The organism is Roseovarius atlanticus (assembly GCF_019802205.1).
GTDB lineage: Bacteria > Pseudomonadota > Alphaproteobacteria > Rhodobacterales > Rhodobacteraceae > Roseovarius > Roseovarius atlanticus_A.
The window spans coordinates 295,465-308,357 of the sequence record NZ_JAHVHQ010000002.1 but is presented as its reverse complement, the minus strand read 5'-3'; the positions used below and the strand labels follow the sequence as shown (position 1 = coordinate 308,357).

General features: G+C 65.1%; 10 protein-coding genes. 9 read left to right on the top strand and 1 reads right to left on the bottom strand.

Going from position 1 to position 12,893, the window contains the following annotated elements; all coding sequences use genetic code 11:
• Positions 1–290: 290 nt before the first annotated feature.
• Positions 291–1,124 carry a prephenate dehydratase gene (locus tag KUV49_RS01585; protein WP_222451315.1) on the bottom strand — a complete coding sequence of 278 codons (834 nt, stop codon included), beginning with the start codon at positions 1,122–1,124 and terminating at the stop codon, positions 291–293.
• Positions 1,125–1,264: 140 nt separating this feature from the next.
• Between KUV49_RS01585 and KUV49_RS01580 the strand changes: the two genes are divergently transcribed.
• From KUV49_RS01580 to KUV49_RS01540, 9 genes are all read left to right on the top strand, one after another.
• Entirely contained in the window at positions 1,265–2,497 is a 1,233-nt protein-coding gene (locus KUV49_RS01580) for a c-type cytochrome (RefSeq protein WP_222451314.1), read from the top strand.
• Positions 2,498–2,710: 213 nt separating this feature from the next.
• Positions 2,711–4,657, top strand: coding sequence for an extracellular solute-binding protein (locus tag KUV49_RS01575; RefSeq protein WP_222451313.1), 1,947 nt, complete (start codon positions 2,711–2,713; stop codon positions 4,655–4,657).
• A 63-nt stretch (positions 4,658–4,720) separates the two neighbouring features.
• Positions 4,721–5,806, top strand: coding sequence for a microcin C ABC transporter permease YejB (locus KUV49_RS01570; protein WP_222451312.1), 1,086 nt, complete (start codon positions 4,721–4,723; stop codon positions 5,804–5,806).
• 1 nt (position 5,807) lies between these two features.
• The gene (locus tag KUV49_RS01565) at positions 5,808–6,917 is read left to right on the top strand and encodes an ABC transporter permease (RefSeq protein ID WP_222451311.1); all 1,110 of its coding nucleotides are present in this window, start codon (positions 5,808–5,810) and stop codon (positions 6,915–6,917) included.
• The gene (locus tag KUV49_RS01560) at positions 6,914–8,503 is read left to right on the top strand and encodes an ABC transporter ATP-binding protein (protein ID WP_222451310.1); all 1,590 of its coding nucleotides are present in this window, start codon (positions 6,914–6,916) and stop codon (positions 8,501–8,503) included. Before KUV49_RS01565 ends, KUV49_RS01560 begins: the two co-directional genes overlap by 4 nt.
• 269 nt (positions 8,504–8,772) lie before the next feature.
• Positions 8,773–9,762 carry a BMP family protein gene (locus tag KUV49_RS01555; protein WP_222451309.1) on the top strand — a complete coding sequence of 330 codons (990 nt, stop codon included), beginning with the start codon at positions 8,773–8,775 and terminating at the stop codon, positions 9,760–9,762.
• Between the two features lie 50 nt (positions 9,763–9,812).
• The gene (locus tag KUV49_RS01550) at positions 9,813–10,163 is read left to right on the top strand and encodes a molecular chaperone GroEL (RefSeq protein WP_222451308.1); all 351 of its coding nucleotides are present in this window, start codon (positions 9,813–9,815) and stop codon (positions 10,161–10,163) included.
• On the top strand, positions 10,160–11,782 hold the full coding sequence (locus KUV49_RS01545; RefSeq protein WP_222451307.1) for an ABC transporter ATP-binding protein: 1,623 nt from the start codon (positions 10,160–10,162) through the stop codon (positions 11,780–11,782). Before KUV49_RS01550 ends, KUV49_RS01545 begins: the two co-directional genes overlap by 4 nt.
• The gene (locus tag KUV49_RS01540; RefSeq protein WP_222451306.1) at positions 11,775–12,872 is read left to right on the top strand and encodes an ABC transporter permease; all 1,098 of its coding nucleotides are present in this window, start codon (positions 11,775–11,777) and stop codon (positions 12,870–12,872) included. Before KUV49_RS01545 ends, KUV49_RS01540 begins: the two co-directional genes overlap by 8 nt.
• The last annotated feature ends 21 nt before the right edge of the window (positions 12,873–12,893 follow it).

The window sequence follows — 12,893 nt, the reverse complement described above, 5'->3', positions numbered from 1 at the left end:
CCGCGTCGTCTGGCAGCAAGATGGACACGCGCAGGGCACCAGCACAGGGGGCCTCCGCTTCTCGTTACTGGCGCTTCACGTGAATGCACAGAAGTGTGAGAACAACTGTCGTGATGCTCTCGGCCCGCGTGTTCTGCGCGCGGGAATCTTCAAAAAATAACTGTAAAAAAGCGAATTTTACTGTAACATCCGAACTGTGCACACATGCACGGAATTGGTGCGGTTTTGGATGTGACGGTACGTTCGTAACAATTCAGGTGCCGACGCGCGGCGCGGCCGGTCGTTCCCGCTCAGTGGCGGCGCGGGTCGGCGGGATAAACGCCCAGAAGCGTGACGTCCGAGGTGAAGTAATCCAGCTCTTCCAGCGCCAGCTTGACGCCGGGATCGTCGGGGTGGCCCTCGATATCGGCGTAGAACTGGGTTGCGGTGAAGGAGCCGCCGACCATGTAGCTTTCCAGCTTGGTCATGTTGATGCCGTTCGTGGCGAAACCGCCCATCGCCTTGTAGAGCGCCGCGGGGATGTTGCGGACCTGGAACACGAAGGTGGTCATCATGCCGTCGTCGCCGCGATAGGAGTGGTCGGGCTCGCGCGACATGACGAGGAAGCGGGTGGAATTGTTGCTCTCGTCCTCGATCTCGCGGGCGAGGACGTCGAGGCCGTAGATCTCTCCGGCGAGTTCGGAGGCGAGCGCGGCCATATCGGGCTCGCCGGCCTGGGCGACCTCGCGGGCAGAGCCGGCGGTGTCGGCCCCGGTGACGCGCTGGATGTCGTGCTGCGCCAGGAACTGACGGCACTGGCCCAGGAGCATCGTGTGGCTTTTGGCGCGCTTGATCTGTTCCAGCGGCACGCCCGGCAGCGCCAGCAGGTTGATGTGCACGCGTACGAAGGCCTCGGCGATGATGTGCAGGCCGGATTCCGGCAGAAGGTGGTGAATGTCGGCGACCCGCCCGAACGTCGAGTTTTCCACGGGCAACATGGCAAGGTCGGCCTCGCCCGAGCGGACGGCCTCGATCGCGTCCTCGAAGGTGCGGCAGGGCAGGGTATCCATGTCGGGATAGGTGTCGCGGCAGGCCTGGTGGGAGTAGGCGCCGGGCTCTCCCTGAAAGGCGATGCGTTTGGTCATCTGCTTGGTTCTTCGCCTGTTTTTTACTGTTTCCCGCTTTATTCGACGAAAGGCGGGCGTTTGGTCGCGGAAACTACACCTTGCACCGCCCGAGGGGAAGCGGATAGATACCGCGCGAGAGATTCAGATGGAAGCGGGCTATGTTTGACACAATGACCTTCACAAAGATCATGGGCGGCCTTTGCGGCACGTTCCTGGTCTTTCTTCTTGGCAAGTGGGCTGCGGAAGAGATCTATCACGTCGGTGGCGGCGGTCACGGCGAGGAGCACCAAGCGGCCTACGTCATCGAGGTGGACGAAGGCGAAGGCGGCGGCGGAGAAGAAGAGGAAGCGGTGACGCTGGCCTCGCTTTACTCCGACGCGGACGTGGGCTCAGGCGAGCGCGTGTTCGGCAAATGCAAGGCCTGCCACCAGGCGGAAGAGGGCGCCAATGGCGTCGGTCCGTCTCTTTACGGTGTGGTCGGACGTGACGTCGACGCGGTCGACGGCTTCAGCTATTCCGGCGCGCTGGAAGAGGCGGCGGATGTCTGGACGCCCGAGAACCTGTTCGCGTTCCTGGAGGATCCGAAAGGCTATGCGCCGGGCACGACGATGGGTTTCAACGGCCTGCCCAAGCCGGAAGACCGCGCCAACGTCATCGCTTTTCTTGACCAGACGGATGGCGACATGACCGAGGTTGCGGCCGAGGAAGGCGCATCGGAAGAGAGCGCATCGTCCGAAGAAGGCACCGGGGAAGAGGCCACCGAGGAGGCGTCTGCCGAAGAGGGTTCGGAAGAGCAAGCCACGGAAGAGGTCTCGGCCGAGGAAGGTTCCGAAGAGCAAGCGACCGAGGAAGCCTCTGCCGAGGAAGGCTCGGAAGAGCAGGCGACCGAGGAAGCCTCTGCAGAGGAAGGCTCCGAAGAGCAAGCGACCGAGGAAGCGTCGGCCGAGGAAGGTTCGGGAGAAGAAGCCACCGAGCAAGCCGCAGCCGAAGAAGGCTCTGACGAGGGCGGCTCGGAAGAGCAGGCCGCCGAGGAAAGCGCGGGCGGCGACGGTGGCGGCTCGGAGTTCGAGCAACTCGTCGCGGCGGCGGACGCGGCCGATGGCGAGAAGGCGTTCCGCAAGTGCGCCGCCTGTCACAAGGCCGAGGAAGAAGCCAACGGCGTCGGTCCGCACCTTGTGGGTGTGGTGGGCCGCGACCAGGGGGGCGTCGAGGGCTTCAACTATTCCGACGCGCTGGCCGGCCTGGACGGACAGTGGACGCCGGACGAGCTGAACGCGTGGCTGGAAGACCCCAAGGGCTATGCGCCGGGCAACAAGATGGCCTATCGCGGCGTGCGCAAGGAAGAAGAGCGCGCGGCGCTGGTCAAGTACCTGGAGAGCACCGCCAACTGAGCCGGTCGCACATGGATTGCGAAGGCCGCCGTTCCTGCCCGGAGCGGCGGCCTTTTTGTTGGGCGGTCCCCGGCCCAGGGTCGGCAAGCCTTCGCCCTGTCGGAAGTTTGATCGGGAATCCCGCTTTCGGCGCTTGAAACCCGTTTCAAACCTCCTTTAGCTTGCCTTGCAATGAGACTGACCCCACATCAGGCAGGTCAAGAGGAGAGACATATGACCCGACGCCAGAGCCGGGCCACGCCCCGGGCCATCGCCGTTTCCCGCACCCGTTTCCTGACCGCCGCGCTGACCGGGCTTTGCATCGCGGCGCTGGCCGCGACCACCGCGCTGGCGCAGGACGAGGCCGCGGACGAGACCATCATCAAGAGCCACGGCTATTCGTATTTCGGAGAGCTGAAATACCCCGAGGATTACGAGCATTTCAGCTATGTGAACCCGGATGCGCCCAAGGGCGGCGAGATTTCCATCGCGCTGGCGGGCAGCTTTGACTCGATGAACCCCTATACGCGGAATGGCCGCGCCTCGGCCCTGTCGACGATCATGTACGAAAGCCTTTTGGGCCAGGTTCTGGCCGGGTCGGGCAGCCTGCCCGGGGATGATATCAACGGGCTGTACGGGCTGGTGGCGCACACGGTGGAATATCCCGAGGACAAGTCCTGGGTGGTTTTCCACATGCGCCCGGAGGCGACGTTTTCCGACGGTACGCCGGTCACCGCCGAGGACGTGGCGTTTTCGCACAACCTGCTGCTGGACCAGGGGCTGAAGAGCTATGCCGAGGCCGTGCGCAAGCGGATTCCGAAGGTCGAGGTGCTGGACGAGCACACGGTGAAGTTCTACTTCGCGGACGGCATTTCGCGCCGCAGCCTGATCGACCAGGTGGGCACGGTGCCGATCTGGTCCAAGGCGTGGTACGAGGAAACCGGCGCGCGGCTGGACGAGCCGCGGCTGGACATCTCGCCGGGCTCCGGCCCCTACGTGATAGACGAGGTGGTGCCGAACCGGCGCGTGGTGATCAAGCGCAACCCCGATTACTGGGGCTGGGACCTGCCGATCAACAAGGGCCGGCACAATTTCGATACGATCCGGCTGGAGTATTTCGCGGATTCCACCGCCGCCTTCGAGGCGTTCAAGGCGGGCGAGGTGACCTATCGCACCGAGGCCGACCCCAAGCAGTGGGCCAGCGCCTACAATTTCCCGGCCGCCAACAAGGATTGGGTGAAGCTGGAGGCGATCCCGGACGGCTCGCCGCCGCAGATGACCGGCATCGTATTCAACACCCGCCGCGAGGTGTTGCAGGACAAGCGCGTGCGGCAGGCGGTGGCGCTGATGTTCAACTTCGAGTGGACCAACGAGTCGCTGTTCGCCGGGTTCTACGAACAGCAGCGATCCTTTTCCACGGGCACGCCGCTGGAAGCCACGGGCGTGCCGGAGGGGGACGAGCTGGAATTCCTCAATTCGCTGGGCGACGTGGTGCCCGAGGAGGTCAAGACGACCGAGCCGTGGGTGCCGCATGAGAGCGATCCGGCCCGGCTGACCTCGCGCAAGAACAAGCGGCAGGCGCTGCGGCTGATGCAGGAGGCGGGCTATACCGTGGGCGATAACGGCCGGATGCGGAACGAGGACGGCAAGGTTCTGCGGCTGGATTTCCTGCTGAATGCCTCGGGGCAGCCCACGGAAAAGGCCGTGGCCGAGAATTTCGTGTCCAACCTGCAGGACCTGGGCATCGATGCGCGGCTCGAGGCGGTGGACAGTGCGCAGTTCACCAAGCGTGAGCGCGATCACGACTATGACCTGGTGTTCGACGGCTATCCGGCGCTGATGGGCACGGGCACGGGCCTGGCGCAGCGGTTCGGGACCGAGGCCGCAGATGACCTTTTCAACCCTGCCGGGCTGCGCAGCGAGATGGTGGACCGGATCATCGAGGAATCGCTGATGACAGAGAGCCAGGAGGAAGAGGACATGACGATCCGTGCCCTCGACCGGGCGTTGCGGCACGAGTTCGTGGTGATCCCCGACGGCTATGCCCCCGATCACTGGGTTGCCTACTGGGACCAGTACGCGCATCCCGAGGAAATTCCGCCCTACCTGCTGGGAACGCTGGACTTCTGGTGGTACGACGCCGAGAAGGCCCAAAAGCTGAGAGAGGCGGGCGCGCTTTGACGATCTGGCAGGTTCTGGAAGACGGGGCGCCGACGCGCGCCGCGCGGGCATAGGGGGCCACGGGTGGGCGCCTATATCGTAAGACGGCTGTTGCTGATCATTCCGACGCTGATCGGGATCATGATCATCAACTTCGCGCTGGTGCAGTTCCTGCCCGGCGGCCCGGTGGAGCAGGCAATTGCCGACATCCAGGGCCAGGGCGACGTGTTCGGCGGCTTTGCGGGCGGCGAGCAGGACGGGGCCGTGACCGGCAACGAGGGCGACAGCGGCTATATAGGCTCGCAGGGCCTGCCGCCGGAGTTCATTGCCGAGCTTGAGGCGCAGTTCGGCCTCGACAAGCCGCCGCTGGAACGGTTCCTGACCATGCTGGGGAATTACGCGACCTTCGATTTCGGCGAGAGCTATTTCCGCAAGATCGACGTGATGGACCTGGTGCTGGAAAAGATGCCGGTCAGTATCACGCTGGGGATCTGGACGATGCTGCTGTCCTATCTCGTGTCGATCCCGCTCGGTATCCGCAAGGCGGTGAAGGACGGCAGCAGTTTCGACACCTGGACGAGCGGGATCATAATCGCGGCCTATGCCATTCCGGCGTTCCTCTTCGGGATCATGCTGCTGGTGCTCTTCGCGGGCGGCAGTTACTGGCAGATCTTCCCGCTGCGGGGCCTGACCTCGGACGGGTGGGAGGAGCTGAGCGTCATCGGCAAGGTGCTGGATTACCTGTGGCACATCGTGCTGCCGGTCACCGCGCTGAGCATCGGCGGGTTTGCCACCCTGACGATCCTGACCAAGAATTCGTTCCTGGACGAGATCAAGAAGCAATACGTGATGACCGCGCGGGCCAAGGGCCTGACCGAGCGGCGGGTGCTTTACGGGCATGTCTTCCGCAACGGGATGCTGATCGTGATCGCGGGCTTTCCTGGGGTCTTCGTCAGCGTCTTTTTCACCGGCAGCCTGCTGATCGAGACGATCTTTTCGCTGGACGGGCTGGGGCGGCTGTTCTTCGAGGCAGCCATCGGGCGCGATTACCCGGTGATGTTCGCCACGCTGTATCTGACCACGCTGATCGGGCTGGTCGTGGCGCTGATCGGGGACCTGACCTATGTGCTGATCGACCCGCGTATCGACTTCGAGAAGAGGTCGGGCTGAGATGATCAGGCTCAACCCCCTCAACCAGCGCCGCTGGCGCAACTTCAAGCGCAACAAGCGGGCGTTCTGGTCGCTGATCATCTTTACCTTGCTGTGCTTGATCACCCTGCCGGCGGAGTTCGTGGCCAACGACAAGCCTCTGTTGGTCAAATACCGCGACGCGTATTACATGCCGATCCTGAAATTCTATCCCGAGACCGAGTTCGGCGGAGATTTCCGGACCGAGGCGGTCTATGCCGACCCCGAGGTCGAGTGCCTGATCGTGTCGGGCGGGCTGGAGGAGTGTTTCGACGATCCCGAAGGGATCATCGAGGATGCCCAGGACGGCGAGGTGAACGGCGAGGCGATCGAGAAAGGCTGGACCATCTGGCCGATCATTCCCTACAGCCACGACACGCCGGTGGACCGGCCGGGGGCCGCGCCGCTGCCGCCGAACGATCAGAATATCCTGGGCACGGACGGGACCAAGCGGGACGTGCTGGCGATTGTCATCTACGGCTTCCGGCTGGCGGTGATGTTCACGCTGGTGGTGACGTTCTTCTCGTCGGTGATCGGGGTCGTGGCGGGGGCCGTGCAGGGCTATTTCGGCGGGCGGATCGACCTGTTCTTTCAAAGGTTCATCGAGATATGGGCGTCGACGCCGCAGCTCTATGTGATCATCATCCTGTTCTCGATTTTGCCGAGGGGGTTCTGGCTGCTGGTCGGGATCATGGTGGCGTTCGGGTGGATGGCGCTGGTGGGCGTGGTGCGCGCCGAGTTCCTGCGGGCGCGCAATTTCGAGTATGTGCGCGCGGCCAAGGCGCTGGGCGTGGGCAACATGAAGATCATGTTCCGCCACATGCTGCCCAACGCGATGGTGGCGACGCTGACCTTCCTGCCGTTCATCATCACCGGCACGATCAGCCTGCTGGCGACGCTGGACTTCCTTGGCTACGGCCTGCCGTCGGGCGCGCCATCGCTGGGGGAGCTGACGCTTCAGGCCAAGCAGAACCTGCAGGCGCCGTGGCTGGCCTTTACCGCGTTCTTCACCTTCGCGATCATGCTGTCGCTGCTGGTCTTCATCTTTGAAGGCGTGCGCGACGCGTTCGACCCACGGAAGACCTTTCAATGAGCCTGCTTGAAGTGAAAGACCTGAAGGTGGGGTTCCGCCAGGACGGCGCGGTGACGCAGGCGGTGCATGGCGTGTCGTTCAGCGTGGACCGGGGCGAGACCGTCGCGCTGGTGGGCGAAAGCGGGTCGGGCAAATCGGTGACGGCGCTGAGCACGGTGTCGCTCTTGGGGGACAGCGCGATTGTCGAGGGCAGCGTGACCTATGACGGGCAGCAGATGATCGGCGCGAATGACAAGCTGCTGCGCAAGGTGCGGGGCAACGACATCAGCTTCATCTTCCAGGAGCCGATGACCAGCCTGAACCCGCTGCACACGCTGGAAAAGCAGCTGACCGAGTCGATCGAGCTGCACCAGGGGCTGCGCGGCGCGGCGGTGCGGGAGCGTATCCTGGAGCTGCTCAATCGCGTCGGTATCCGCGACCCCGAGAGCCGGCTGGGGGCCTATCCGCACCAGCTGTCGGGAGGGCAAAGGCAGCGGGTGATGATCGCCATGGCGCTGTCGAACAAGCCCGACGTGCTGATCGCGGACGAGCCCACCACGGCGCTGGACGTGACCATACAGGCGCAGATCCTGGAACTGCTGGCGGAGTTGAAGCGCGAGGAGGACATGGGGCTTCTCTTCATCACCCATGACCTTGGCGTGGTGGAACGGATCGCCGACCGGGTCTGCGTGATGAAGGACGGCGAGATCGTCGAGACCGGCCCCACCGAGGAGATTTTCGGCAATCCGCAGCATGCCTATACCAAGAAGCTGCTGGGGGCCGCGCCCTCTGGCGTGCCGGAGCCGGTGCCGGAAGGCGCCGAGACGCTGGTCGAGACCCATGGGCTGCGCATCTGGTTCCCGATCCAGAAGGGGTTGTTGAAGCGGACTGTGGGCCACGTCAAGGCGGTGAACGAGGCCGATATCGAGGTGCGCCGGGGCGAAACCTTGGGTATCGTGGGCGAAAGCGGGTCGGGCAAGACCACGCTGGCGCTGGCGTTGATGCGGCTGATCGACTCCGAGGGCGAGATGCGGTTCGAGGGCGAGGACATGCGCGCGTGGTCCACCCGCAAGCTGCGGCGCAAACGCTCGGACATCCAGATCGTGTTCCAGGATCCGGTGGGCAGCCTGAGCCCGCGGATGACCTGCGAGCAGATCATCGCCGAGGGCCTGGGTGTGCATGGCAACCCGGATGGACGGCCGGTGCGTGAACTGGTGGCCGAGGTGATGCGCGAGGTCGAGCTGAACCCCGAGACGATGGACCGCTATCCGCACGAGTTTTCCGGCGGGCAGCGGCAGCGGATCGCCATCGCGCGGGCGATGATCCTGCGCCCCAAGCTGGTGGTGCTGGACGAGCCGACGAGTGCGTTGGACATGACGGTGCAGGTGCAGATCGTGGACCTGTTGCGCCGGTTGCAGGTGAAGTACGGGCTGACCTATCTCTTCATCAGCCATGACCTCGCCGTGGTGCGGGCGATGAGCCACAAGGTGGTGGTGATGAAGCAGGGCGATATCGTGGAATACGGGCCGTCCGAGGAGATCTTCAACAACCCCAAGACCGAGTATGCCAAGACGCTGTTGCAGGCGGCGCTTGATTTGAAGGTTTAGGAGACGCGTGGGTTTTCACCCACCCTACGCGGGTCGGCAAGCGCGCGATTGCGTCGGGAGGTCCCGGATCAAGTCCGGGACGGCGCGTGCGGATGGGCTCTTGTGGCGCCCACCGGGGCGGGACAGGCAGGCTTACCTTGCGGCAAGCCGCCGAGCACCTTGACCCATGCGGCCAGTTGCGGCCTACTTGCCGAAATCAAAAAGGGGGCGGGCGTGATTCAACCCTTCCGGTCAGCCATGCACCGCCGCCGAACCTCAGGGAGACATGCATGACATTGATGAAAAGCCTCATGGGCGCCGCCGCAACGCTGGCTTTGAGCGCGGCGGGCGCATTGGCCGATCCGGCGCTGGTTTACGATCTTGGCGGCAAGTTCGACAAGTCGTTCAACGAAAGCGCCCATAACGGCGCGTCGCGCTGGGCCGAGGAAACCGGCGGCAGCTACAATGAGGTCGAGTTGCAATCCGAGGCGCAGCGCGAACAGGCCCTGCGCCGGTTCGCCGAGAACGGCAACAACCCGATCGTGATGGTGGGCTTCGCGTTCGGCGATATCCTGGGTGAGGTGGCGCCGGAGTATCCGGACACCAAGTTCGTCCTCATCGACATGGTGGTGGACCAGCCCAACGTGCGCTCGGTCGTGTTCAACGAACACGAGGGCAGCTACCTGGTGGGGATGATGGCGGCGATGGCGTCGGAGTCGGGCACGGTCGGCTTTATCGGCGGCATGGACATTCCGCTGATCCGCAAGTTTGCCTGCGGCTACGTGCAGGGCGTGAAGGCGGCCAACCCGGACGCCACGGTGATCCAGAACATGACCGGCACCACCCCGGCGGCGTGGAACGACCCGGTCAAGGGCTCGGAGCTGACCAAGGCGCAGATCAGCCAGGGCGCGGACGTCATCTATCACGCCGCGGGCGGCACCGGCACGGGCGTGCTGCAGACCGCCGCCGACGAGGACGTGCTGGGCATCGGCGTGGACAGCAACCAGAACTACCTGCATCCGGGCAGGGTGCTGACCTCGATGGTCAAGCGCGTGGACAACGCTGTCTATGACGCGATGTCGGCGGGCGAGGACGTGGAGACGGGCGTGAACGTGATGGGCCTCAAGAATGACGGGGTGGCCTATGCGCTGGACGAGCATAACGAGGGGCTTGTCACGGCCGAGATGAAAGAGGCCGTGGACGCTGCAGCCGAAGAGATCGCGAATGGCGGGCTGGAGGTGCATGACTACATGTCCGACAACAGCTGCCCGGCGTCCTGATCACACCGGGCCGGGCCGCGAGGGTGGCTCGGCCGCTGCCGGAGACCGCCATGAGTGACAGCGTCAGACGGTTTTTCAACGCCTGGGGCGACGGCGACGCGGAAGCGCGGATGGCCGTGCTGAACGACGTGCTGGCCTCGGGCGTGCGCTATGCGGACCCGCGGCTGGAGGAGGCCTTGGTCGGCACGGCGGCGGTGATCGACTATGTCGGGCAGTTCGCGCAGATGGCCCCCGGCGCGATTGCGCAGATCGCGGGTCTGGAGACCCGCGACGGCATCACGCGCGCGACGGTGGAGTTCATCATGGCGGACGGTCAGATGCAGCTTGGTCAGTACATGATCGAGGCCGACGCGGCGGGGCGCCTGACCCGGCTGGTGGGGTTCAAGGGCACCGGCGCATGAGCGTGGCGCCGGCCATCGAGTTGCAGGGGATCTCCAAGGCCTTCGGCCCGGTGCAGGCCAACAAGGATATCTCGATCCGGGTGGCGCCCGGCACGATCCACGGCATCATCGGCGAGAACGGCGCGGGGAAATCGACGCTGATGTCGATCCTCTACGGGTTCTACAAGGCCGACGCGGGCCGGATCTTCATCAAGGGGCGGGAAACCAGCATCCCCGACAGCCAGGCGGCGATTGCGGCTGGCATCGGCATGGTGTTCCAGCATTTCAAGCTGGTCGAGAACTTCACCGTGCTGGAGAACGTGATCCTTGGCGCCGAGGACGGCGCGCTCTTGCGGCCAAGCCTGGCCAAGGCGCGGCGGGAACTGGCCGCACTGGCGCGCGAATACGAGTTGCAGGTGATGCCCGACGCGCTGGTCGAGGATATCGGCGTGGGGATGCAGCAGCGGGTCGAGATCCTGAAGGCGCTTTACCGGCAGGCCGATATCCTGATCCTGGACGAGCCGACGGGGGTGCTGACGCCCGCCGAGGCGGATCAGCTGTTTCGTATCCTTGCCCGGCTGCGGGACGAAGGGAAGACGATCATCCTGATCACCCACAAGCTGCGCGAGATCATGGAGATCACCGATGACGTGAGCGTCATGCGACGCGGCGAGATGGTGGCGACGGTGAAGACCGCCGAGACGGGGCCGGAGGAACTGGCCGAGTTGATGGTGGGGCGCAAGGTGCTGCTCAGGGTCGAGAAGGAGGCGGCCCGGCCCGGCGACGTGGTGCTGGAGGTCGAGAACCTGCACGTGGTCGACGGGCAGGGGGTGGAGCGGCTGCGCGGCGTTGATCTGCAGGTGCGGAAGGGCGAGATCGTGGGGCTGGCCGGGGTGGCAGGGAACGGGCAGTCGGAACTGCTGGAAGTGCTGGGCGGGATGCGGCCCGCGACGGGGCGCGTGGCGGTGAACGGCGTGGACCTGCCCCTGTCCGGCGGGGGCGCGGATGGCAGGGCGCGGCGCGCGGCGGGGGTGGGGCACGTGCCCGAGGACCGCCAGCGCGAAGGGCTGATCATGGCTTTCTCGGCGTGGGAAAACAGTGTGTTCGGGTATCACAGGGAGCCGGCCTCGGGGACTGGCCTTTTGATGGACAATGCCGGCATCCAGACCGAGGCGGCGGCGAAGATGGAGCGGTTCGACGTGCGGCCCCGAGATGCGAAACTGTCGGCCAGGCATTTCAGCGGCGGCAACCAGCAGAAGATCGTTCTGGCGCGGGAGATCGAGCGGAACCCGGACCTTCTGTTGGTGGGGCAGCCGACGCGGGGCGTGGATATCGGGGCGATCGAGTTCATCCACGCCCAGATCATCGCGCTGCGCGATGCGGGCAAGGCGATTTTGCTGGTGAGCGTGGAGCTGGACGAGGTGATGGCGCTGAGCGACCGGATTGCGGTCATGTTCGACGGGCGGATCATGGGCGAGCGTCTGCCGGGGGACACGGACGAGACCGAGCTGGGCCTTCTGATGGCCGGGATCGAGGGGCGGCCCGAGGATGCCGCCGCCGCCGTGCAGAAGGCGCAGGCGGCGCAGGCGCAGGAGCATGCGGAAGAACACGGCACGGCACAGGGAGGCGGGCATGGATAGGCTGCCGGGCTGGGCCGACGCGGTCCTTGTGCCGCTGGTGTCGTTGTTGCTGGCGGCCGTGTTGTCGGCGCTGGTGATCCTTGGCATCGGGGAAAGCCCGGTCGAGGCGCTGCGGATCATGGTCACCGGCGCGTTCGGGTCGACCTATGGCTGGGGTTATACGCTTTATTACGCGACCACGTTCATGTTCACCGGGCTGGCCTTTGCCGTCGCCAGCCATGCGGGAATGTTCAATATCGGGGCCGAGGGGCAGGCGATGCTGGGGGGCCTTGGCGTGGCGCTGGTGTGCCTGGCGCTGCCGTGGCCGCATTGGGCCTTTGCCTTGCCCGCCGCGATGGCGGGCGGGGCGGTGTTCGGGGCGCTCTGGGCGCTGGTCCCGGCGTGGCTGCAGGCGACGCGGGGCAGTCACATCGTGATCACGACGATCATGTTCAACCTGATTGCAGCGGCCTTGCTGAACTACCTGCTGGGCGGTGTGCTGCGGCCGGCGGGGTCGGTGGATTCGGCCACGGCGCGGTTCCCGGAAGGGGCCACTTTGCCGACGTTGCATGACATGCTGGCGCCGCTGGGGATTTCGTTTTCCAAGGCCGCGCCGGTGAATATCAGCCTGTTCGTGGCGGTGCTGGCTTGCCTCATCGTGTGGCTGCTGATCTGGCGGACGCGGCTGGGATACGAGATCCGGGCGCTGGGGTATTCGCAGACGGCCTCGCGTTATGCCGGGATCGGGCCGGTGAAGATCGTCGTGTTGGCGATGCTGATCTCGGGCGGGTTGGCCGGGCTGATGGCCGTGAACGTGGTGATGGGCGAGGCAGAGCGGTTGCTCTTGAACCCGACCGAAGGCGCGGGGTTCATCGGGATCGCGGTGGCGCTGATGGGGCGAAACCATCCGTTAGGGGTGTTTCTGGCGGCGATCCTCTTTGGGTTCCTGTACCAGGGCGGGGGCGAATTGGGCCTCTGGACGTCGATCCCGCGGGAATTGATCGTGGTGATCCAGGCGCTGGTGATCCTGTTCACCGGGGCGCTGGACAACATGGTGCGGATGCCGATGGAGCGGGCCTATGGCGCGCTGCGGCGGAGGCGGAGGGCATGAGCGCGCATGGTTCGGTCTGGA

Bases quoted from the DNA above. Each gene is read 5' to 3' on its own strand.
- KUV49_RS01540 (WP_222451306.1), top strand. From the start codon at position 11,775: ATGGATAGGCTGCCGGGCTGGGCCGACGCGGTCCTTGTGCCGCTGGTG.
- KUV49_RS01585 (WP_222451315.1), bottom strand. From the start codon at position 1,124: ATGACCAAACGCATCGCCTTTCAGGGAGAGCCCGGCGCCTACTCCCAC.
- KUV49_RS01545 (WP_222451307.1), top strand. From the start codon at position 10,160: ATGAGCGTGGCGCCGGCCATCGAGTTGCAGGGGATCTCCAAGGCCTTC.
- KUV49_RS01565 (WP_222451311.1), top strand. From the start codon at position 5,808: ATGATCAGGCTCAACCCCCTCAACCAGCGCCGCTGGCGCAACTTCAAG.
- KUV49_RS01560 (WP_222451310.1), top strand. From the start codon at position 6,914: ATGAGCCTGCTTGAAGTGAAAGACCTGAAGGTGGGGTTCCGCCAGGAC.
- KUV49_RS01550 (WP_222451308.1), top strand. From the start codon at position 9,813: ATGAGTGACAGCGTCAGACGGTTTTTCAACGCCTGGGGCGACGGCGAC.
- KUV49_RS01580 (WP_222451314.1), top strand. From the start codon at position 1,265: ATGTTTGACACAATGACCTTCACAAAGATCATGGGCGGCCTTTGCGGC.
- KUV49_RS01575 (WP_222451313.1), top strand. From the start codon at position 2,711: ATGACCCGACGCCAGAGCCGGGCCACGCCCCGGGCCATCGCCGTTTCC.
- KUV49_RS01555 (WP_222451309.1), top strand. From the start codon at position 8,773: ATGACATTGATGAAAAGCCTCATGGGCGCCGCCGCAACGCTGGCTTTG.